The organism is Bacteriovorax stolpii (assembly GCF_002872415.1).
Lineage (GTDB): Bacteria > Bdellovibrionota > Bacteriovoracia > Bacteriovoracales > Bacteriovoracaceae > Bacteriovorax > Bacteriovorax stolpii.
The window spans coordinates 3,096,378-3,119,241 of record NZ_CP025704.1 but is presented as its reverse complement, the minus strand read 5'-3'; the positions used below and the strand labels follow the sequence as shown (position 1 = coordinate 3,119,241).

Here is a 22,864-nt window from a genome sequence, read left to right as displayed (position 1 = left end):
TGAGCATGGATGCTCGAATGAAAAAACTTTTAAAAATGCTGGCACTCATTGTAGTGCCGCTTGTCCTTCCGGCGATGAGTTTTGCTCAGGCTGCTCCGGGGGCCAATAACCTGGCACTTCCAGGGATGTCGATCAACTTCGGCCAGGGTGTAAACCTGGTAGATTCAATCGAAGTTCTTCTTCTTTTTACGATCATCACATTAGCTCCATCAATTCTTATTCTTTGTACAAGCTTTACAAGAATCCTGATTGTTCTTTCTTTCATGAGACAAGCAATCGGTACTCAAAACATGCCACCTAACCAACTCCTTGTTGGTTTTGCACTTTTTCTTTCATTGTTTGTTATGCAGCCGACAGGGGAGAGAATTTATAACAAAGCAATCCAGCCATATATGGCAAAACAAATCACAACGACTGTAGCGATTGATGAAATCGTTTTAGGTCTTCGCGGTTTTATGCAGAAGCAAGTAAGAAAAGCTGATATCGGTCTTTTTTACGATGTCACTGGAAAAACTGCTCCTCAGACAATTGATGATGTTCCGATTCACTACCTGATTCCGGCATTCATTATTTCAGAATTAAAAACATCGTTTCAGATCGGGTTCCTGCTTTATATCCCATTTTTGATTTTAGATATGGTGGTAGCTTCGGTTCTAATGGCGATGGGGATGATGATGCTTCCTCCGGTCGTTGTATCTCTTCCATTTAAACTTTTACTTTTTGTACTGGTAGATGGATGGCAACTTGTAACAGGATCGATCTTAAGATCGTTCAACCAATAGGCGGCGTATGCAATTTGATTCATACACAGACATTACTCATCAGGCAATTAAGGTTGCACTCATGGTATCAGCTCCAATGCTGGTGGGAGCACTGATCGTGGGGATCTTAGTATCGCTTTTTCAAGCGGTGACTCAGATTAACGAGCAGACATTAACGTTCATCCCAAAGATCATCGTTATCGTAGCAGCTCTTATGTTTTTTGGACCATGGATGTCTGATTCTCTCACGACATTTACAAAAGATTTAATTTTACAGATTCCTAACATTGTAGCTGAGAGATAATAGGAATGTTGAATATTCAAATAACAGACATGGCAATGATTACAGCGTTCTGGTTAGCATTTACCAGATGGCTTGCTATCATTTTCCAATTGCCTTTATTTGAAAGTGTAACGATTCCAGTTGTTGTAAAAGTCCTGACAACTCTTATGCTGACTTTTGCTTTTTTCCCTTTAATCCAGGACCAGCTGCTTTTAGATATTAAACACGTTGGGCCAGAGAGCTTCTGGTACTTAACCATTTTTAACACTCTAGTAGGATTAGTGATTGGCTTTTTCGTAAAAGCGATCATGAGTATCTTTATTTCAACTGGTGCGATCATCACCCAACAGATCGGATTAAACGCTCTAAGTTACTTCGATCCACAAGCTGGTTCGCCGATCGGTCCATTTGAAAAGCTAATTGAATGGACAGTGCTTATGATGATCATCACTTCGGGAGCTCTACTTCCGATGTTTAAAGGTGTGATCTCATCGTTTTCAACGATCCATGTTTACAATATTGGAAAGCTTGCGCACTCGATTGATTTTTTCATGATCATGTTTAAATCAATCTTTATCTCGTCAATCATGCTGGCAACACCGATGATTTTCGTGAACTTGATTATTAATGCTGTCATGGGAATCATTTCTCGTGCAGTTCCTCAGATGAACGTTATCGCTGTAAGTTTTGCGGTTAACATTGGACTGGGGCTTTTAGTTTTTGCAGTAGGCTCGGATGAGTTCTTTGCAACATGTTTTAGAATTTACACTGAAAGACTGGGAGATTGGTTCCAGTTAATGTCGTAAGACTATAGTACACACTGTTTCAAGGATTGAAGCAGTTTTGAGGGCAGTAGAATGGCCGAAGAAATGGACGAAGGCGAAAAAACCGAAGAGCCGTCCCAACACAGAATTGATGAGTTTAGGAAGAAAGGGGATGTCGCCTCTTCACGAGAACTTACGTCTGTTCTCGTCCTGGCCGCATGTCTTTTAACTCTTTCTCTTTCATTAGTTTTTATTTTCGAGCAAATGACTGCTTATATTGAGTGGCTTTACACTCTTGATATCGCTTCAGCTTACTCACCTCAGGCGCTAAACACGATTACAACAAAAACATTTGTCGTTGCTGCAAAATGTGCGGCACCAGTTTTATTTGTAGCTTTGTGTGTGGGGGTTCTTGCTCAAGTGGCCCAAATTGGAATTCTTTATTCTCCAGATATCCTGGAGCTCAATTTTGACCGCGTAAATCCAATCAACGGAGTAAAAAAACTTTTTTCAAAACAAGCTCTGTTTGAGGCGGTAAAAGGTGTTATCAAGTTTGCGGTTGTCCTGTCGGTTGTCTACGCTTACTTAAAAGACGATATCGCTCGTTATAATGGTTTCATGCACCTTGAAATCTCTCAGACATTCTTTCACGCAAAAGATCTTCTTCTAAAAGTTTCTTTTGCCATCATTCTTTCTCTAGCCGTAATTGCCATTTTAGACTTCGCTTGGCAGAAGTTTACTTACAAGCAGAAGTTGATGCAAACGAAGCAACAATTAAAGCAAGAAAGTAAAGAGCAAGATGGTAACCCTGAAGTTAAGCAGAGAATCCGTCAGATTCAGCGTGAGATGTCTAGAAAACGCATGATTCAGGATGTGAAGACGGCTGACGTTATTGTCACCAACCCAACTCACATTAGTATCGTTTTGAAATATGATTCAGAAACAATGGTTTCTCCAATGGTCGTTGGTAAAGGTCAGGATCACCTGGCAATGAGAATCAGAGAAGTGGCTAAAGAGCACAACATTCCAATCGTAGAAAACGTTCTTCTGGCAAGAACACTTTATAAAACAGTTAAAGTAGGTCACCCGGTTCCGCGCAATATGTATAAAGCGGTCGCCGAAGTACTGGCCTTTGTTTACAAGCTTAAAAAGAAGCGCAAAGCGCTTTCTTAAAATAGTGAGAGTAGGTAGCGAATGAATGATTTTTTAAAGAAAATGAAAATCTTCACCCAAGGGCCGGATGTTTTAGCGGCCGTGGGTATCCTGATGATCCTGGTGGTGATGATCGTTCCGATTCATCCATTCATCCTGGATTTATTACTGGCCTTATCTCTGGCAACTTCAGTCATGATCATGCTGGTTGCTCTTTATTCAAAGAAGCCATTAGACTTCTCTACATTTCCTTCAGTCCTGCTGATCTCAACATTATTTCGTCTGGCCTTGAACGTAGCTTCAACCAGAAACATTCTGATTCACGGAGCTAGTGACGGAACGGCGGCAGCAGGGGAACTCATCAAGTCTTTCGGAGAGTTCGTAGTAGAAGGGAACTTCGTTGTAGGTATTATTGTCTTCATCATCTTAGTTATCATCAACTTCATGGTAGTAACAAAGGGTGCTGGTCGAGTAGCTGAAGTTGCTGCAAGATTTACACTCGATGCGATGCCAGGTAAGCAGATGGCGATCGACGCCGACTTGAACGCTGGTCTAATCAACGATGTTGAAGCAAAAAGACGCCGTAAAGAAGTTGCTGAAGAAGCTGACTTTTACGGGTCTATGGACGGTGCTTCGAAGTTCGTACGCGGAGATGCAATTGCAGGTATCTTAATTACAGCGGTAAACATCATTGGTGGTATCATCATCGGTGTTGCTCAAAGTGGGATGGATTTTTCAACTGCAGCTCAAACTTTTACCCTTTTAACAGTGGGTGATGGTCTTGTGACTCAGATCCCGGCCCTGATTATTTCTACGGCTGCCGGTATTATCGTTACTCGTTCAACTAACGATGAAAACATCGGAACTCAGGTTTCAAAACAATTTAAGGTTCACCCAAAGGCCATCTATATCGCAGCAGCGGTACTTGTATTCTTTGGTTTAATTCCGGGACTCCCAAAACTTCCATTTTTTATGATGGGTGGGGCCCTGGCATACGTCGCTAACAGAATTGAAAAATCTAATACTCAGGAAGAAGTGGCAGAAAAGGCAAAAGCGGTGGAAGTTACCAAAAAGGCCAACCCACAAAACCTGGAAGAACTTCTCAATATGGAACTGGTCGAGCTGGAAGTTGGTTATGGTCTTGTTCACCTGGTGGACACGGAACAAAACGGAGACCTTCTGGAGCGTATCACTCACATGAGAAAAATCTTTGCTCTGGATTGGGGGGTCATTATTCCTTCGGTTAAGATCAAGGACAACCTGGAGTTAAAGCCGGGTGGATACTCTGTAAAAATTAAAGGGGTGCAGGTAGCAAAAGGGGAGTTAATGTCTGATTACTTCTTAGCGATGGACCCGGGAACAGTTATTGAGAAGATGGACGGTGTAGAAACTACAGAGCCGGTCTTTGGTTTAAGAGCTGTTTGGATTTCTGAAGACCAAAAAGAAGATGCTCAGTATAACGGATACACTGTAGTGGATTGCTCAACTATTGTGGCGACTCACTTAACAGAAATTCTGAAATCAAACCTTCATGAGCTATTCGGACGCCAGGAATTAGTACGCGTTCTGGACAATTTCAAAGAGACAAACCCAAAATTAGTCAACGATTTAATTCCGGAGATCGTAAATTTAGGGATCGTTTTAAGAGTCATGAAAAATTTACTTCGCGAGGGAGTTTCAGTACGTGATCTACGCACAATTTTAGAGACTTTATCAGAGTATGGCTCTACAATAAAAGACACTGAGGCACTGACAGAACACTCTCGTCAGGCCCTGTTTAGAACCATTACTGAGAAGATTAAAAGTGATTCAGGAGATATTCCTCTGTTTACTTTAGATCGTAATATTGAAGAGTCTATCGCTCAAAATATTATCCAGACGGACCAGGGACATCAATTGTCTCTTGATCCAAAGGTCACTCAGATCATCCTTGCTTCTCTCAATGAAAAAATTGAAGAGGCGACAAGCATGGGTGAAAAGATGGTTGTATTGTGTTCACCAGTTATCCGCTCGCACTTCAAGCGTTTAACTGAAAAGTTTATCCCTAACCTTGTGGTAGTAAGCCACAATGAATTAAGCCCAGACGCTAATATCAGATCACTAGGAACGGTGAGGTTGTAAGAGATGTACGTAAGAAAGTTTGAAGCCGACAGTATTGAAGAAGCTTTAAAAGACATTAAGCGTGAATTAGGTCCCGATGCAGTTATCTTAAAAACGATAACTAACAAGGGTCTTAAGGGCGCATTCAAAAAGAAAAAAATCGAAATCACCGCCGCGATCTCTGAAAAGAATTACGTCAGAAAGGCGTCAGTCGACACCATCTTAAACGACAATCAAAAAGAAGAATTTTACAATGGCAGCGCAAGCTATATTGCCAATATGATCGACCAGCACGATCAGTCTCAGGAGAAACGTGCAGTGCAAACGAACAATCAATCTCAAAGAAATGGTTCAGGATATGGAAGTGCCGGACTTAACCGTCCAGTGAGTACGACAAAAAATATTGCTTCATCAATCAAAGAAGGACTGGATGATTTCCTAAGCCTTGGAGAAAGAGAAGAACGCCAGCCGAGAAGGGGAGCACAGGAATTTAATTTTGATGATGAAATTGAATCAGTGAGACCAATTCCTCAAGCACCACAAAGACAAGCATCTCCTCAGGCAAGAGCGCAAATGCAAGCTCAGCCACAAATGCAGGCCGCTCCAGTTCAGCAAGCAGCTCCAGTTAGGTCAGCTGTTTCTGATGAGCACTATGAAAAACAAAAAAACAAGATTGATGAATTAGAGAAAAAACTTTTTGAACTAACAAGAAATTTCGAGCGCATTCACAAGAAAGAGCCAATCGGGATTTACCAGTTAAGAACAACTCTAAGAAGCCTGGATATCAACGAAACTTATATCCAGACTTTAATCAAAAAAGGTCTGTTTGAACTAACAGATACAGATGTAGAAAATGCTGACGTGGTTTTTGAATTCGCTCTTCGCGAAATGATGAACACAGTAAGTACGGCAATGCCACTTTTCTCGAACACAGATAGTAAAAAACAACCGGTGATCACTGTTTTCCTTTCGGAAATGTCATGTGGTCAAACGTCGATGGTACAAAAAATCGGAGCAATGAAGCCTGATTCAGTTATCATTAAAAATTCTGTGACAACAATCAATCCAAAAACAACTCCGCCAACTCCGTTTGCAGAGAAAATTTTTGGTTTAAATGTTGTTAAAACTAATTCGATTGCAGAAATCGTAGCAGAATGCCGTAAGGCCCTGGAAAGCGGAAAATCAGTTTTCATTGATTACAAATGCAGCGAATCTGAAACAAACGAAACGAAAAAATTTATCGATGGTTTAAGACGTGCATTTTCGAAAGTGGAAGTATTGATCACTCTTTCAGCAATCCACACAGAATTGTACAATAGAAAAGTCCTTGGCAGCTACAGAAGACTTTCTGATGGAGCTGTTGTTTCGCACGTTGATGCGTGTTTAAACTTTGGATCACTCTTTAACATCACACAAGATATTAAAGATCTTCCATACAAGTTTTTCGGAACAGGAGAAGTATGTCCGGATGATATTGAGCCAGCAACAGCTGAGCGTTTAATGGCCGGAATTTTTAAGTTATCGTAAACGTTTTTTAACATTTAAGAAAAGTGAAGACCATGAGGGAATTCACTAGAAGATAAGCTAAAGGGGAGACAGGAAGTCCATGCTTAGTTTAAAAAAGCCCAATCCAACGGATTGGCTAGTTTCACAGAATAAGTACCAGTCGAAAAAAACGTCTCTTAAAGCTAAAACGATCTCAGTAACTGCTGGGAAGGGTGGAGTTGGAAAAACTTCAGTTGCCGTGAAAATGGCAAAACTTCTGGCAGAGTCAGGATATAAAGTCCTTCTTTTAGACTGCGACACCAACCTGTCAAATACAGTGGTGAAGCTTGGTCTTCCAATTACCAATTATTTTTACGAACTAGTCTCTGCTCAAAGAGAGTTCGATGACTGTCTTCATAAAGACGGAAACTTGCACCTGCTATCAGGCTGTAACGGAAGCATCGATCTTTTTAATAAGAGTCTGGAAATTGACCGCGTGATCATCGATATCCTGGTCAACCATGAAAAAGACTACGATTACATTATCCTTGATTGCCCGGCCGGGATTACAAAAGAAACCCTTACTCTGAACGCTTACAGCGACTACCGTTTTGTGGTGGTGACGCCTGATAAGTCTTCAGTGACGGATTCATACTCGTTAATCAAAATTTTAAATAAAGAGTTTGGTGTTAACGATAACCATCTTCTGATCAATAAAATTTCTTCTGAGTCTCAATACCAAAGAATGATCAAAACCCTGAGTGAAACAGTCGAGACTTTCTTAAAGTGTCGTCTACACATTCTTGGAGGGGTGAAGAAAGAAGAGTTACCTGACGATCATTTCGATACTGTTCTACTTCACCAGGCAAATAATTCCCTTCATAAAAATTTCGTGAACATTGTAACAAGATTCACCGATGAGATAGAGGGCGCTAGTGGTCTGCACGACTTACATTATTCGGCGCAGTTTCAACAAGACGTTCGTTTAACAGTATAATTAAGGGAGCACTTTAGATGTCAACTCTATCAAAAAAATTAAAAAATCTTAAAGACTACCGTTCAACTGTTGAGCCGAAAGTTAAAGATGAAATCATCGTTGAATACGCACCGTTAGTTAAGTATATCGCGCAGAAAATCGCTTCCCGTCTTCCCTCGAATATCGAGCTGGATGACCTGATTTCATGCGGGGTTATCGGACTAATGGACGCAATTGAAAAATTCGATCCAAACCGCGACAACAAGTTTAAAACATACGCTGAATTCCGTATCCGTGGAGCGATCCTGGATGAACTTCGTGCTCAAGACTGGGTGCCAAGATCAATTCGTGAAAAAGCTAAGACTGTTGAGCGCGCTTACTCAAAATTAGAAGCTAACCTAGGCCGTCCTGCGACTGACGAAGAAATGTGTTCAGAGCTAGGGATGAACCAGGAAGAATTCCACGATTTATTAAACAAAGCAAAGTCGATCTCTCTTTTAAATATCGACGACTCAGCAAGTTTCAATAAAGGCGATAAAAAGCTAATTTCTGAAGTGATGGAAGACCATAAGGCGCTTAACCCATACACGACAGTTTCGCAAAAAGACTCTCGCGAAAAAATTAAAGAGGGGATCATGACTCTGCCTGAAAAGCAAAGACTGGTACTTTCTCTTTATTACTACGAAGACCTTAACCTGAAAGAAATCGGACAGGTTCTGGACGTAACTGAATCGCGCGTGTCTCAGCTTCACACTCAGGCCATCCTGAAGTTAAAAGCAAAACTACGCACGTTATTTGAATCTTCTGAGGACCTTGCAGGATAATGGCCGATAAACAAGAAACCATGAACTATCAATCAGACTTTGAAAAAGGTCTGGAAGCTCTAGAGGACATTCAGCTCCTTTCTGAGTTTTCTGTGTCTCCCATTGTGAGTCACGCCTATTTCCACCTTTCTGAAATGAAGAGAAAGGCCGATGCTATTTCCAGCGGTCAAGTCTCTCACTACGATATGGTAGGGAAAGTTCTTGATGAAAAAATCAGCATGATTATTGATGATTTCTTTGGTAACAAGTCTCGCTTTAAGGGCTACGAATTCTACAAAAACACTAAAAAAATCGATCTTAAAAAATGGAACCTGGTTTTAGAAACGATCCCTGAGATTCTCTCTCTAGTGACTCTGTTTAACTACCACGGCTCAGTTGATGTGCGCTTTGATGACAGCAGGCTTATGATCTCAGGCCTTATCCTGGAAGACGGGAACCTTGAGAGAAGTAGAAAGCTTATTTACGTTATCACTAGAAAACTTCTGCGCGCCAAGGTCCTTCTAACTTTTAACTTAGAGAAGACGGCGAGGGCCGGACTATTTAAGTTGGTTTTAAAGGCCGATCTTTCTCACGATGAAAACCTAGTCTACCGCGTTCACTTTAAAGTGAATAAACACGAACAGTATATGGTTGGTTTTTCGAACGTCTTTTGTCAGTACCGTTCGAATCTTCAAGACGTTAATTTAGTGGGCGAGCATAATGTTGTAGAGATCGGACATGATCTCTCAGTAAAGCATTATATCGGATTACCTGAGTTAACTCGTTTGGAATCCGCCAATAAAGAAATTTTGCACTTTCCCTTTTTATTTCGTCCACTTTCAATCATACTACCAGTGAAGGGGAATCTTGTAACCGAAGCCTTTTCACGCAGTCTGGATGACGAAAACAAGAGAAAACAGGATGTTTCTAAATACTATCGTACGATCGATTTTTTCTCGCTATTTAATCTCTAACATTTTTAAGTTTCAGGAGTCGCTATGCGTTTCACTCTAGGACGTGCCGTACACTTTTATTACGTAACGGTGTTGGTTGCTATTACCGCTCTTTTTGCATACGGGGTAAAGCACTATTGGGACACTGGACTTCTCAATATTGATTACGTCAGCAATCTTTACGATGGAACAAGTAAAGTTAAAGCGGTTAAAGAAAGAAACGATGTTGAGGAACTTAAGAAGTTTGTCGACGGCGATCGTATTAAAGATGCCAACAAAGTTTTTTCTCGTCTTGAAACAGACATCAAAGACCTGAAATCGATTAAATCAACAGATGATAAAAGCAACTTCGATGAAAACCTAAGACAAGTAAAATCTTCTCTTGTGGCATTTCAATCAGCTCCAGAGTTAACAACAATTCTTACGAACTTAAACTCAAAAGTTTCTAACTTTGAAAACTTCGTGACAGAAAAGAAGTGGCCGACACTGACAAGAATGTCGATCAATCTTCGCATGAGACTAACTCCAAGCCGTTTGATGAATGGTGGGCTTTATAACTTTGACCGCACTCAAAATCTTGCTCAGTCAGTAAATAATGATCTTGAGGCCATGACGAATTTCACTGAAGCTTCAGGGCTTCCTGTGGATATTAAAGCTGCTATCGTTAATAGAATTAAAACTCTTAAAAATGAAGCTGCTAATCTTGATTCATATGTGGAGTCACACACTAAGTTTAACCGTCTCTATAAGGAGTTCTCAACTTCATATGTGGCATGGTTTAAAATGGTAGAGCCGGAAATCGCTTTAAAGAAGATTCAGTTCGAAAAGAGCTCTCAGACAGTTTTTTATTCACTGATCGCTGTGTTTGCAGGTCTTGTGGCCTCAGTTGTTCTAGGTTTTGCAATCTATAACTTCTCAGCAAAACACGCTTCGGGTAAAACTGAGAAACTAGTTATCGACACTATTAAAGACGGACTTCTTCCAGTTGAGTCTAAGCAAATTGCTGAGTTCTCACCTGAGTTTAATTTAGAGTTTGATAAATACAGAGACTACGCTCATAAGAGAATGGCCTTTGGTTCAATTTTTCAGGAAGCTGTTCCATTTGCCACAATTCTTCTGGATTCAAACCTGAACATGGTGTGGGGGAACTCGCACTTTTATGAAGAATGGCAATTACAAAACTTCAAAGAAGATGAGGACTCGTTGACATGGGATTTCCTACAGCGCTTCACTAGTCTTGAAGACAACAGCTCGATCCTAAGCGCCCTTAGAATGAGCACGCCTGGTAAATACAAAATCCAGGTTAAATCAAACACAATGGCCAAAGCGATGCCGTATGAAATGCATGTTTCACCAGTGGAGTATTCAAATCAAAAGCGCATTATGGTGATCTTCTATCCAATGGTTGAAGCTCAACAAAACCTTGATGCTCAAAAGTCAGCGATCACATCGCCAATTATGAAAGCGCTTGAGCTTCAGATTGAAGAGAAGATGACGACTGAAGCAAGAAATGAACTGAGAATCGCCGCAGAAAAGGCCGGTGTTTCAGATTTATACTCGAAACTTAACCAGTACATTGAAAAAGCAGAGTCGATCCAAGATGAACTAAACCGCGAGATCGAGGCTTTAGAAGTAAAAACTGGCGAGCACAGAAATATAGCAGGCGAGATGAGAAAGTCTCTAGTGGCTTCTTTTGAAACACAGAGAGCTTCTATAGAACGCTACGGACAGTTTAAGAATGCAGTTGCAACTGTTATTGATTCAAGAGATCAATTAGAAGAGCAATTCAAATACGCGATGAACTCTTCTCGTGAACTTTTCAAAGACCAAAACCGCATCTTCTCTGTAGCTGAAAAAGCAGAGAAAAATGTTGATGACTATATCAAGAGCTTAAAGACAATCACGACACTTAAGAGCGAGTTTAAAGATCTTAAAGTCAGTGTAGATGACTTCAAAGGGCGCATCGTTCAGGTTCTTGACCAGCTTCTGATTTTCCAAAGCCACGAAAACGACACTCAGAGAGTGGATCAGTTCCTAGGGAAAATCAAAATCGAGATGAAAGGATTTGAAAAAGTTCTTCAGAGTTTCGGTGAAGTTGTCACTCAACTAGATGTAACAGTGACGAAAGTTGATATGATGGTTGAATCAAGAGAAAAAGTAGACCTGGATGGCATCCGCTACAGAATGGAATCGATTAAAAACAACCTGGAAAATGTTCAGTTCTCAGCTTCTAAGATCGCTCAGGCTTCGCATTCTAAAGATGATGAGATGATCAACACGCTTAAAATCCTTATCTCGAATATGAAGTCAGAAATGAAGCGTATCAATGATATGTGCAGAATGGCGGGGATGAGTTCAGAGCATTTGGAAGTGATCACGAATAATAGAGAGACGACGGTTTAAATAGAAGGCCCCTCGATGAGGGGCTTTTTTTTGTCCAGATTTGATTTTGATAGACTCATTTATTCATACATAGTTTTACTTTTTTCATTCAATAAAATACGATTAGTTATGCAAAAAGAAATTCTTAAGCCTTTAGCACTTAAAAAAGGTTCTACTCTTGGAATTTTCACTCCTTCTTCTCCAGGTTATTTATGGAATGAAGGCTTGTTTCTCAATGGTCTGGAAAACTTAAAAAAATTAGGTTTTAAAGTTAAACTTGGTCGAATCACTTCTCAGCGAAATGAGCAGGGTTATCGTTCTGGTTCCGGCGAAGAAAGAGCTGAGGAGTTCATGGAGCTTATTAAAGACCCAGAAATAGATGGTCTTGTTTCCACGATCGGTGGTTCTAATTCATCGAGCATGATTCCTTATCTGGATTATGACCTTATTCGAGAAAAAAGGAAATTTATCTGCGGGTTCAGTGATGTTACCTCTCTACATATGGCCATACTAAAATTTGCAGGACTAAAAACAATCTATGGGCCAAGCGTTATGTGTTGGTTTGGTGAGTGGCCTGATGGGGTAGAGGAAAGCTCTGAATGGTTTCTGGATGTAGCTATTCGACATAAAATGGGACAAAGAAATATTGCTTGCCCTACCAGATGGAGCAATCACAAACGGCGTTGGGACAACGATGAATGGAGAACTCTTCCTCGTATCTGGAATAAAAATGAAGGATGGAGGGTTTTAAATCCAGGAGTGGCTAAGGCTCCTATACTTGCATTGAATTTAAATACACTTGTGAGTGCAGCAGGGACCAATTACTGGCCAGATATCAATGGCAAAATTCTTCTTTTGGAGGATATGGAAGCCTCGATGAGTAGAACGGAAAGACATTTACGTCATCTTTCCTTTCTTGGTGTGTTTGATCAAATTGCAGGACTTGTGATTGGTAAACCGGAATTTTATAACCAAGAAGGGGCACCTTTTGGTTATGAGCAACTATTTATGGAGATTATAGGCAAAAGATCTTATCCAATAATTTCTAATTTTGATTGTGGTCATTGCATTCCAATGATTTCAATCCCTCAACTTTCTTTGGTTCATATTGAGTCAAAGGAACCAGCTCATACTCATTTTAGTTTTTTAGAAGGTGCTGTTGAATAATATTCATGAACAATTCAACATAATAAACGGATCATCCGCCCCATACCATTTACCTTCAAAACACTTAGAGCTTTCGCCTTCACAGTTCCCAAATGTCTTATTGAGATACTTGCTATAGCAACCTTTTTCCGCCTGCGCATGAACCTTTTTTTCTATCGCGGCCCCTGCACATTGTTTTCCCGGATTCGAAAGCTGATTAATCAATTTTCCCAGGTCATCGGCCATCTGCACTGGCGCTTGAGCAATGGCCTTACTCTTAATCACGACATCATTATTTGTTAAAGTAGCCGTGCTCATCATTTCTTTCGGCGAAATAAAATCCACTCCCAGGCATTGCCCTAAATCCGCAATCAGAGGAATCGCCCTAGTGTTAACTTCTTTAATATCGTGAAACAAACTGATTTTGGTTTTAACGGAAGGAGAGCACATGTTTTTAAGGTTATTTAAAACATAGCTTTTAAAAACATTTTCCGCAGGCATTGTAAAAGGAAGGCTTGAATCATTTGAATCGTGGTTCCAACCGATGTGAGAAAAACCGTGTTCACCGATTTGTTGAAGCGCTGGACTCATGCGGCGGTATTCTTTTAACTTTTCTGCGTAGGTGTCTCCAGAAAAGACCATCTTTTTTGTCCTCTCCATCTCTTCGATTTCTTTTTGAGAGGGCATGGCGCCTCTTCCATAGGGGAATCTAAAGAGCCTAAACTCCTGCCCAGAGAACTGGCCATTAGTTGCACCATCCAGAAGCTGCATGCTTTTTTTTATCTGCTCTTGTCTTTGGGCATTGGTGTAGCCTGCTTCTTGCGAGGATGTAATGCGCATATCGTATGCATTGTGTTCATGTCCGTGGCTGGCAACAGTATGTCCTGTCGCTAATTCACGCGCCAAGATCGCTTGTTTTTCTTTGAGACCAGGAGTGCCTGGAAGAAGATTAGTTGTGGTAATAAAAAATGTAGCTTTAATATTGCGCTTATTTAATTCATCTAAAATAAGACCGCTTGTTTTTTCGTTAGGGCCATCGTCAAAACTAAGATGAGTTTTAATACCATCACAGCTGACATTTTGATTTTTTAAATCACTTAGTAATTCTTTAAAAAGTGGATCGTTGTTTAAAGATTTACAAGTGTTGGCATAAGTGTTTTGAAGAGTTAGGAATGATAAAATAAAAAAGAGAATCTTTGTGTGCATATTACTACTGAGGGTAAAAGTCATATGCTCAATAGTTTAACATGGAAATAAAGGCCTGGTTACAGAGAGCAATTTTCTCACACTTAAAAAATGTCTAAATATTTTTTATGTTTTCAGTTGATAGTTTGGACAAACAACATAATATTTATGAATAGTCGTTTTGGAATTGAGCATTCGGATAGGAGATCAGCAATGGAAAGAGTTCGAATCGCAAAGAGATATTTTATCCTATTATTTTTTTGCCTATCACCATTTATTTTTGGTTACTTTAAAATTTCCAAAATGTTTGAATCACCCTTTCTTATAACAATTCTTGTTATTGTGCTCTCTTCAATTCTTCTCTTTGTTATGGATTATTATTCGTCTCTTGGTCTTTGGATTGGAGATAAGGGAATGCAGTGGAATAATGGGACACAAACGATTTTAATACCTTGGAATGAAGTAGATGCTCGATTAGAAAAGAGGATCCGACTCTACAGAGCGTATATAATATATTTTAATAAAAAATTAGATAGATATTCGTTAGATTTTATTACTCAGAAGAGTTTTATCACACTTGCAAAAAAATACGCTCCTAAAGATCATAACATTCATAAAATTATAAAGAGTTATGAAAATGATTTTCTTTAGGAGCTGATTATTTAGAACTTTTCAACCTTCTGTTTATCGTAAAACAAATCATTGTACTGATCAATTTTCACATCCGAATAAGTCATGGTCTTTTCCTTCTGTCCACACCATGAAATCTTAAGCTCTTCAATGATTTCATTTTTTCCAAGCCCAATATGCACTCTCGGGTCATGCTGAGCAGAGAATCCATTGACCAGCGTTGTTTCGAAGTAAAGTTTCGTTCTTTTTGTCGGCTCTTTAGCCTCGCTAACAGTTAAGTAAATCTTGGTCCCAATCGCCATGCGATTACATTCTGGATTGACTGATTCAAGTCTTAATCCCAGCCAGTGATTCTTTTGATCCTTATCCGGAATATTTTTAAACACCAATGGATCACGATAAAGTGACGAAGCAATCAAATCCATATGCCCATCATTATCAAAGTCGGCCGTCGCCATTCCACGCCAGTTTCCAACTTGATTCATTCCGATAAACTCTGCTGCATCCATGAACTGAGGTTTTTTAGTCATTCCACGGTTAACGTACAAGCGATTTTTCTCTTTACCGTGAATACAAGTCCCGCGGATATCACCCCAGTTATTAATATAACGGTGAATATCTGGAGAGGAGCGGGCAATCTTTTCATTGATGTACCAGTAGTCAGGACACTTTTCGAATTTTTTATCGTACATGTCATCAACCATTCCATTGGCCTGTGGAAGATCGATCCATCCGTCGTTATTGAAGTCAGCAGCATTTGCTCCCCATCCAAAGCGGTTTTCGTTCAGAGCTCCTGCGTAGGTTGCCTGGTCTTTAATCTCTGGATAGAAAGCGTCTTTCCCTGGATAGAAATAGAATAATAAATTCCCTTCGGCCTGAAGTTGGTGGTGAACATTGGAGATTTGAATATCGGTCATACCATTGTTATCAAAGTCACCAATCGTTGCGTTCATTCCTTTGTAAGTATCTTTTCCGATTGTTCCAAAATAGGGACCGCGGTAACTTTCAAAAGTTTTTCCGCCATGGTTATAGTAAAAATCATCAGCTCCAAAATCATTAGCGGCATAAATATCAATGAACCCATCTTGATTGAAGTCTGCTGTACCAATGGCCATTGTCCATTTGGTTTCAGGCATTCCAATGGCCTTTGAGTCTAATTGAGAAAAAGTCTTGTTGGCATTCTGAGTGAAGACATAATTGACAGTACCGTTTTCAGAACGATGCCAGCTCTCGTGCATAAAATTAAACGGACGTTTATCTCCCTCATATTCTGCTTTTGGTAGTTCAAAGAAGTCCAGGCGAGTAGGTGTTGGATAGTCAGGAAGATGAGTGGCAATAGTGTTTCCAATAATCACATCGAGCTTGCCGTCATTATTCATATCAAAAAAGTTTGCTGTGGCCGAGTTTGAATAGATATTTAATCCGATCTCATCAGTCACGTTTTTAAAAGACACTTTGCCGGTTTCTTTTAGCATGTTTTTAAACATTCTCGATGTTCCTTCGCGCCCGAAAGCATAAGTGACATAAAGATCAAGATCGCCATCATTGTCGAAGTCTACAAACATCGCGTTTGATGGAATCCCAAAACGTTTAATGTCTGAAGCATAGAAATTTAGCTCTTCAGATGGAAAACGTTCGAAATGGAAATCACCTTTATTTTTAAAGAAAGAGTTCCTATCAGCGGGAGATTTGTGGCCGCTGGTAAAAAACACATCGATTAGTCCATCATTGTCAAAATCACCGACAGCAACACCGTCTGTGATTCCTAGAATCCATTTGCCCATATGTTGAACGCGAGGATCCACCAGGTCGAGAACTTCTCCTTTAGAGAAATGCATACCTGTTTTTTCTGGTCCTTGGAGTTCAAAAACAAATCCAACATCTGGTTTGTTAAGCGTGTCTCTCAAAACGTATTGATAAGTGAAGTACCCGCCAAAACCAATGGCCAGGATCGTAATAAAGCGTTTGTAATAACCACTTTCATAAAAGCGGGAAACGAAATACTTTCCGAAACCAACAGTGCGGGCTTCTTTGAAGTGAAACCATGTTAAACGGATACTTCCTAAAGTGAAGGCTGCATAGAAGAACGTATGGTAGCTTGAAAAAAGATGGAATAGTAAATCGAGGATCGCTAGGGAAGAACCGACAATAATTTGCTGGTTTCTATCCGATGGGCTGGTCATCGGGTCAGTAATCATAAAGAAAGTGAAAAGGAAAAATGAAGGAGAAGTGATCGTCCCAAAAAAGAGCGTATTAAAAGGCAGATAATGGCGGATCAAAATTGAGCGCAGGATAATTTGCAGAGTAAAAACAAAAAGGAATGATCCAACTAACCATCCGCGGTTAATCTTTGGCATGAAAAAAAGTAGGGCCGACATAACGATGACAATCGCCATGGCGCCGACACCGTTCCATTGATAGGCCGGTGATGAAGAGATGAATTCGCTGGCCATTAAAAGTGAAAGGGCAACCCCCATCATGGCCGGGTTGAAAGTATGCCTGCCGCGGAAGTTAAAAAAGAATTTCGACGAAATGGCAAAAAAGATTGGCACCAGCGGGTAGAGCATGCTGTGGCCATAATTGACCAGGATACATAGACCTAAACTCGTGGTCAGTGCACTTAGAGGGAAGTAGAACTTTTTATTGAAAAGAACATCGTAAAAGATATGTAAAAGAATCCCTACGCAGATTGTGAGTAGGACCTGCATCCAGCTGCGGTTGAATCCCAGGATAGTCATCCCTAAAACGTTATAAATAAACAGGATGAATGTTACGATGTAGCGAGCGTCAATTTTAAAGTAAATTGTCTTAAACCTTTCTGCTATTGCTGTCATGGTAAAATTACATCAAAAAGAGGTCTCTTTGTAAAACTTTGTTTACTTAGCTTCATTCTATTATTTACAATAGTTAAATGAAAAAAAAGCTCATAGCAAAAACGATTAAGGTTCAGTCGCTTAGGGAGTCTCAAATTGATGAGATGTTTAAGCTGTTTGAAATCTTCTATGAGAACGTTTCCTTCCTGCGCTTCAAGAGTGACCTTTTTGCTAAAACAAAGGTTATTATTCTTCTGGATACCGAAAAAAGGATTCAGGGGTTCTCAACTTTTTACGACTTCGATTTCCCTCATCACCAAAAGAATTACCGCGTTCTTTTTAGCGGGGACACGATCATTGCTCCAACTTACTGGGGAACATCGGCCTTGACGATGGAATTTCTAAAAAACATGATTTTGCTCAAGCTTAAATACCCAACACGACCTGTTTGGTGGTTTTTAATCTCAAAAGGCTATAAGACATACTTATTACTCGCAAACAATTTTATTCAGTATTATCCTCGTTATGATAAACAAACTCCGATAGAGCAAAGCACTCTGATTTCTGCTTTGTCAGAAAAATTTTATCCAGGGAAATTCAATGCCGAGACTGGTGTTATTGAATTTGAGGCCAACGAGCACGAACACTTAAGAGAGTCTATTGCTCCCATTACTGATGACCTGCTGTCGCGTTACCCGAAAATTAAATTTTTCAATGACCATAACCCGGGATGGAAAAAAGGTGATGAGCTTGCCTGCATTGGCGAAGTCGATCCACTTCTTGGAGTTGTTCACCCGTTTAAAATCATGCGAAAACTTTTAAGACTTAAAAAATGATTCGCACCATCAGTCACCAGTTGATTAAATGGTACTCGAAAAAAAACTATGAACAGTTTTGTGAATCACTTAAAAATCCAAAAAAGGCTCAGATCGCAATCCTTACAAATCTCACGGGTATTTCTGATTACAAAGATTTTAAAAATCACTTTCCGATAACAAACTATGCCGACTGGAAAGAAGGTATAGAGAAGAGAAAAGTTGAAAAACCGCAAGAACATTTTGTTCCAACAAGTGGTTCAACTCACGCCATCAAGTGGATTCCATACACTAAAAAATTTAAGGATGAATTGTGGAGAGCTTCAGGGGCATGGATTCATGACCTCTACCTTCGTTTTCCCGATATTGCCAAGGGAACGCACTATTGGTCCCTTTCATGGATTCCAGAAGATTTGAGAAAAGAGCATCGCTCAAATGACCTGGATTTTTTTGCGGGACTCGAAAAATACTTGCTCGAGCAGACAATGACTGTTGATGAAAGTGTTTCAACAATGCCAACACTTAAAGAATCAATGCGTGAAAATGCAGTGTCGCTCATTGAAAAAGATGTCACTTTGATTTCCGTCTGGAGTCCGACATTTTTATTGGAGCTATTGGATTTAGTTATTGCAGATAAAAATTTTTTCGCAGACCGAATTCTGGATTTTAGAAAAAAAGAAGCCCTTAAATATGCTGATAAAGTTTCACCTGAACTTTGCAAAATACTCTTTCCTAAATTGGCCCTTATCAGTGCTTGGGCCACGTCGAGTTCAGAGTACTATGCTCAAAAAGTGAAAGATCTTTTCCCTCATGTTCCCTTTGAGGCCAAAGGTTTGTGGGCGACTGAAGGTGTGGTGACGATTCCTTTCCAAGGAAAATTCCCGCTGGCAGTGAATTCTCATTTTTATGAATTTGAAGATGTTGAGACAAAGGAAATTCATCCCGGATGGGCCTTAAAAAAAGGAATGAAAGTAACGCCACTTTTAACGACGGGATCACTTTTTTTCCGCTACCGTTTAAATGACCTGCTTTTAGTGAGCGACTTTTTTGACCAGACTCCATGCCTGACTTTTTTGGGAAGAATCGGTGAAACAGACCTCGTCGGTGAAAAAATCTCCAGTGACCTGGCCCAAAAATTAATCTCAAATATTGCAAATAAGTACGAAATCAGCCCCCTTTCTCTCTTAGCTGTGGAAGGTCATAAACCTCACTATAGACTATTGGTGGACGGTGTAGGTAAACTTGAAAGACTTGATGAGATCAGTGACTTTTTGGAGAAAGAACTCCTGGGGCATTTTCATTACAAGCTGGCCCGCGAGCTAGGACAGTTATCGCATGTTCAGGTTGAAATGAAAGAAGACGCTTATCAGGCCTATGTAAAATATAGAGAAAAGATGATTGCCTTAAAAGGCAATATTAAAGTCGAACCCCTTGTCAGGACCAGAGATGACTGAGACGCTTAAAACACTTGCAGAACGAGATGGTGAATTAATTCACCACTGGTATATTGCGTGTCTTTCAAGTGAGCTCACTGACAAACCTTTTGAAACTATTATCTACGACACAAAAATCGTTTTATTCCGCGATCAAAATAAAAAAGCAGTTTGCCTTTTAAATAAATGCCTGCATCGCCACGCTGAGCTTGGAAAAGGTGAAGTGGTTAAAGGTGAACTTCATTGTCCTTACCATGGATGGACTTATAACAACCAGGGATTGGTCACAAGTGTTCCTTCGGAAGGAGACACACAAGTTAAAGGAAAGCGCTGTCAGAAATCTTATCCGGTCATTGAACAAGATGGAGTGATTTGGGTCTTTTTTGGTGACAGTGAGAAAGCTGGTTCTGTTAAGCCGTGGGTTTTCCCTCATGCCCAGGACTCAAGCTGGTCTCATTATTTTATGGTGACTGACTTTAATAACGAGGTCACTAACCTGGTCGAAAACTTTATGGACGTTCCTCACACGGTGTATGTTCATAAAGGATGGTTTAGAAATAAAGGATTAAAAAAAGTTCCCATTACGGTTGAAACTAAGGATGGAGGAGTCTTGGTGACTTACCATCAAAAAGACGACAACATTGGAGTTTTAATCAGGCCATTGTTAAATCCTAAAAACGACCCAATGGAGCATACAGATCATTTTATTTTCCCTAATACGACAAGAGTCGATTACTCATTTGGATCAAACTACAAATACATTATCAATTCTTCATGCACTCCAGTAGGAAGCATGAAGACCCGTGTTTACACTTATATCGCTTATAAAATCCCGGTTATCGGAAAGTTTATCAAACCTTTTATTCATTACTACACCAGACAAGTTATTGAGCAAGATGTGTGGATTATGGACGTTCAAGGAAGAAACTTAAACCCGAACGAAAACTGGAATTTTCAATCAACTCCGGCCGATGAACCTCATTTACAAATTGAACGCTTAAGAAGCTTGGGACGCGCAGGAGACCCGCGCGTTTATACAACAGAGAAAAAAAGCGACGCTACGATTTGGATTTAGGTTTAGATTTTCCATCGCTGATGGCCGTCAGACCATTGAGTACCCAGAGATCCCCAATAAACATTAAAATGATTCCAATAATCATCAAAAGGGCCAGGGTTCTTGGCGTTTGGAAATAAGAGAAAAATAACGTCCCTGAAAGAAGCAGCATCAGTAAAAAGTTCTCTGTGCTGGCCTCACCAACTTCTTCAACTGATTCACTAAGTGAATCTTTCTGCAGTAAAAGAAATTGAATAGCGTTATCGCCGGCAAGACCAATTAAGACGGAAAGGGCCACGCAGGTAACAACATTGATTTTAAACTGGAAGACAACAACCAGAATTAAAAGCATGAATGATGCCCAAAGTGTCGAAAGGAGCACTGGCACAGTATGCTTCCTGCTGATCGTAAAAACTAACCAGCTGATAAGTACGATAATAGAGAAGAATCCAGAGACGGCGCTGTCGTAAAGAGTTTGAAGAATCCCAACCGCATAATCTTTTGAAACAATGATTTCAGACTTGATCGAACATTTGTCTCCGCAGATATTTTGGATACGTGAAACAACGACCGGCACATCTTTGGTGTCGTAAGACTTAATGTAGGCAATGATTCTTTTTGAGTCGCGAGCGATAAAAAGCTTTCCTAGGTCAGTGCGCTTAAAGTCTTCAAAAATTAATTTTTGAAGAAATTCAGGGAAGAGTATCACTTCTTTTTTGATATCCATCTCAGAAAAAACACCGGCAACAGCAGGGTCTTTTTTGATTGCCTCAACATAAGAAGAAATATCTTCGTCCATATTCTTAAAGACAATACTCAGCTCCCCCTCACTTTGACGGGTTTCAAGCAAGTGCTCTCTAAACTTAGAGACTTGGTGAGTTTTAGTAAACATATCATAAGGGCTATAGCTTAAGTTCGCTTTGTCGTACATAAAGACGATCACAAGTGGGATTAAAGCAATAATGACAGCAATCACTTTTGGTGGGGTGTAGGTGATCAGCTTTACTGGCACGATACGCTTTGGTTTCGGGTGAGCATCAATGCGTTTTCTAATTGAAGGAAACAGGTTCACAAAAACGGGAATAATTAAAAACATTGCCGCCCATTCAAACATTGCTCCGAGTGCTGTCCAGATAGAGAAGTGAACAATGCTCGGGTTACTAGAAACTGCCAGAGACCCAAATCCAATTGCCGTTGTCAGTGATGTTAAAAAACTTGGAAGCAGAAGTTTTTTGGCCGCAAGATTAAAAGGAGTCTTTTGCTTAAAGACCAAAAAACTAAAGAGAATGTAATCTTCAATAGAAGAAACCGTGATCATTAAAAAGATACATGAAGAAAGCGGATCAATCATGTGGCCGAAGTAGGCCATGCCGGCCTTAATCATTGAGTTTGTAATTAAGATGACAGCTAAGAGGGCAAAGGCGCCCATAAAAGAGCGGTAAAAAAGATAGTATCCGCTAAAGAGCAGGACACTCGCCATAATATTGATGACATTTGAATATTCAATTCCTGAAAGAACTGATGACTGAAAAAAGAGAGTTCCACCAGGAATGATTTCAAAAGGCAGAGACTTCTTTGCACTCTCAATAATGCGATCGAGAGCTTTGTAGTCATAGATTCCATGACGAAATTCTTTCTCGGCCGGGTTGATTTCAAAGTGAATGACGAAATCAGTGAGTTCAGGAGTGCTGAACATCGTTAGGAGTGGATGTTTCTTTAAAGTCACATAATCCACTTTGTCTTCACAAGGTGATTCGACAATCTGTGGGTAGAAGAGAAGTCCATTTGAATACTCTGGAATGCGTAGGTTAAAAAGACTGTTGAATCCACCAATGTCTGGATTCGTATTTACTTCTTTTCTTAGCCAATTTTGGATTTGGCAGAGATCCTGATTATTCAGCGGAGTTTTTTTGTTGATGATTAAAGTGAGTTTATCTTCAAAGGAGTACTCTTCCTTTAACTCCCTCATGGCCTGATAAGATGGCAGTTTTTGGTCGCTAAAGTCCTCTGTTCGTACGGCAATTTTTGTCTTGGTACCCAAAGCAATGGAGAAAATAATGAAGGCGAAGAGGATAACAGACACCAGCTTTTTATACTTGAGGAACGCGCAATGAGTCCTATATAGGTAA

Annotated in this window: 18 protein-coding genes; 15 read left to right on the top strand and 3 right to left on the bottom strand. The window is 40.1% G+C overall.

Annotated features, from left to right (window positions below):
* The first annotated feature begins 17 nt into the window (after positions 1–17).
* The 11 genes from fliP to C0V70_RS15270 all read left to right on the top strand — a co-directional run bounded on the left by fliP (position 18) and on the right by C0V70_RS15270 (position 12,826).
* Positions 18–782, top strand: a complete 765-nt coding sequence (gene fliP, locus C0V70_RS15320) for a flagellar type III secretion system pore protein FliP (protein ID WP_102244744.1) — start codon at positions 18–20, stop codon at positions 780–782.
* Positions 783–789: 7 nt separating this feature from the next.
* Complete coding sequence (fliQ, locus tag C0V70_RS15315) at positions 790–1,065, top strand: flagellar biosynthesis protein FliQ (RefSeq protein WP_102244743.1); 276 nt, start codon at positions 790–792, stop codon at positions 1,063–1,065.
* A 5-nt stretch (positions 1,066–1,070) separates the two neighbouring features.
* Positions 1,071–1,850 (top strand): flagellar biosynthetic protein FliR, encoded by a 780-nt coding sequence (locus tag C0V70_RS15310; RefSeq protein ID WP_102244742.1) that lies wholly within the window; start codon positions 1,071–1,073, stop codon positions 1,848–1,850.
* Positions 1,851–1,901: 51 nt separating this feature from the next.
* On the top strand, positions 1,902–2,981 hold the full coding sequence (flhB, locus tag C0V70_RS15305) for a flagellar biosynthesis protein FlhB (RefSeq protein WP_102244741.1): 1,080 nt from the start codon (positions 1,902–1,904) through the stop codon (positions 2,979–2,981).
* A 21-nt stretch (positions 2,982–3,002) separates the two neighbouring features.
* A complete protein-coding gene (gene flhA, locus C0V70_RS15300) occupies positions 3,003–5,081 on the top strand; it encodes a flagellar biosynthesis protein FlhA (RefSeq protein ID WP_102244740.1) in 2,079 nt (692 codons plus the stop codon).
* A 3-nt stretch (positions 5,082–5,084) separates the two neighbouring features.
* Positions 5,085–6,587 carry a hypothetical protein gene (locus tag C0V70_RS15295; RefSeq protein ID WP_102244739.1) on the top strand — a complete coding sequence of 501 codons (1,503 nt, stop codon included), beginning with the start codon at positions 5,085–5,087 and terminating at the stop codon, positions 6,585–6,587.
* A gap of 79 nt (positions 6,588–6,666) precedes the next feature.
* Positions 6,667–7,542: an AAA family ATPase gene (locus tag C0V70_RS15290; RefSeq protein ID WP_102244738.1), complete on the top strand. Its 876-nt coding sequence runs from the start codon at positions 6,667–6,669 to the stop codon at positions 7,540–7,542.
* A 17-nt stretch (positions 7,543–7,559) separates the two neighbouring features.
* Positions 7,560–8,345, top strand: a complete 786-nt coding sequence (locus tag C0V70_RS15285) for a FliA/WhiG family RNA polymerase sigma factor (protein ID WP_102244737.1) — start codon at positions 7,560–7,562, stop codon at positions 8,343–8,345.
* Positions 8,345–9,298 (top strand): hypothetical protein, encoded by a 954-nt coding sequence (locus C0V70_RS15280; RefSeq protein ID WP_102244736.1) that lies wholly within the window; start codon positions 8,345–8,347, stop codon positions 9,296–9,298. The genes C0V70_RS15285 and C0V70_RS15280 overlap by 1 nt, the downstream gene beginning before the upstream one ends.
* Before the next feature lie 24 nt (positions 9,299–9,322).
* Entirely contained in the window at positions 9,323–11,680 is a 2,358-nt protein-coding gene (locus tag C0V70_RS15275) for a coiled-coil domain-containing protein (RefSeq protein ID WP_102244735.1), read from the top strand.
* Between the two features lie 108 nt (positions 11,681–11,788).
* The gene (locus tag C0V70_RS15270; RefSeq protein WP_158649713.1) at positions 11,789–12,826 is read left to right on the top strand and encodes a S66 peptidase family protein; all 1,038 of its coding nucleotides are present in this window, start codon (positions 11,789–11,791) and stop codon (positions 12,824–12,826) included.
* A gap of 3 nt (positions 12,827–12,829) precedes the next feature.
* Here C0V70_RS15270 and C0V70_RS15265 read toward each other — a convergent pair whose 3' ends face one another.
* Entirely contained in the window at positions 12,830–14,011 is a 1,182-nt protein-coding gene (locus C0V70_RS15265; protein WP_158649712.1) for a polysaccharide deacetylase family protein, read from the bottom strand.
* A 192-nt stretch (positions 14,012–14,203) separates the two neighbouring features.
* Between C0V70_RS15265 and C0V70_RS15260 the strand changes: the two genes are divergently transcribed.
* A complete protein-coding gene (locus tag C0V70_RS15260; RefSeq protein ID WP_102244732.1) occupies positions 14,204–14,641 on the top strand; it encodes a hypothetical protein in 438 nt (145 codons plus the stop codon).
* Between the two features lie 11 nt (positions 14,642–14,652).
* On the opposite strand, the gene C0V70_RS15255 is transcribed toward C0V70_RS15260, so the two are convergent.
* On the bottom strand, positions 14,653–17,454 hold the full coding sequence (locus tag C0V70_RS15255) for an FG-GAP-like repeat-containing protein (RefSeq protein ID WP_102244731.1): 2,802 nt from the start codon (positions 17,452–17,454) through the stop codon (positions 14,653–14,655).
* 77 nt (positions 17,455–17,531) lie between these two features.
* Between C0V70_RS15255 and C0V70_RS15250 the strand changes: the two genes are divergently transcribed.
* The 3 genes from C0V70_RS15250 to C0V70_RS15240 are packed head-to-tail and all read left to right on the top strand — an operon-like array spanning position 17,532 to position 20,756.
* Positions 17,532–18,269 (top strand): hypothetical protein, encoded by a 738-nt coding sequence (locus C0V70_RS15250; RefSeq protein ID WP_133566577.1) that lies wholly within the window; start codon positions 17,532–17,534, stop codon positions 18,267–18,269.
* Complete coding sequence (locus tag C0V70_RS15245; RefSeq protein ID WP_102244729.1) at positions 18,266–19,702, top strand: GH3 family acyl-acid amido synthetase; 1,437 nt, start codon at positions 18,266–18,268, stop codon at positions 19,700–19,702. Before C0V70_RS15250 ends, C0V70_RS15245 begins: the two co-directional genes overlap by 4 nt.
* Entirely contained in the window at positions 19,695–20,756 is a 1,062-nt protein-coding gene (locus C0V70_RS15240; protein ID WP_102244728.1) for an aromatic ring-hydroxylating dioxygenase subunit alpha, read from the top strand. Before C0V70_RS15245 ends, C0V70_RS15240 begins: the two co-directional genes overlap by 8 nt.
* Here the strand turns inward: C0V70_RS15240 and C0V70_RS15235 are convergent.
* Positions 20,740–22,818, bottom strand: a complete 2,079-nt coding sequence (locus tag C0V70_RS15235; protein ID WP_102244727.1) for an RND transporter family protein — start codon at positions 22,816–22,818, stop codon at positions 20,740–20,742. The genes C0V70_RS15240 and C0V70_RS15235 overlap by 17 nt on opposite strands.
* Between the last annotated feature and the right edge of the window lie 46 nt (positions 22,819–22,864).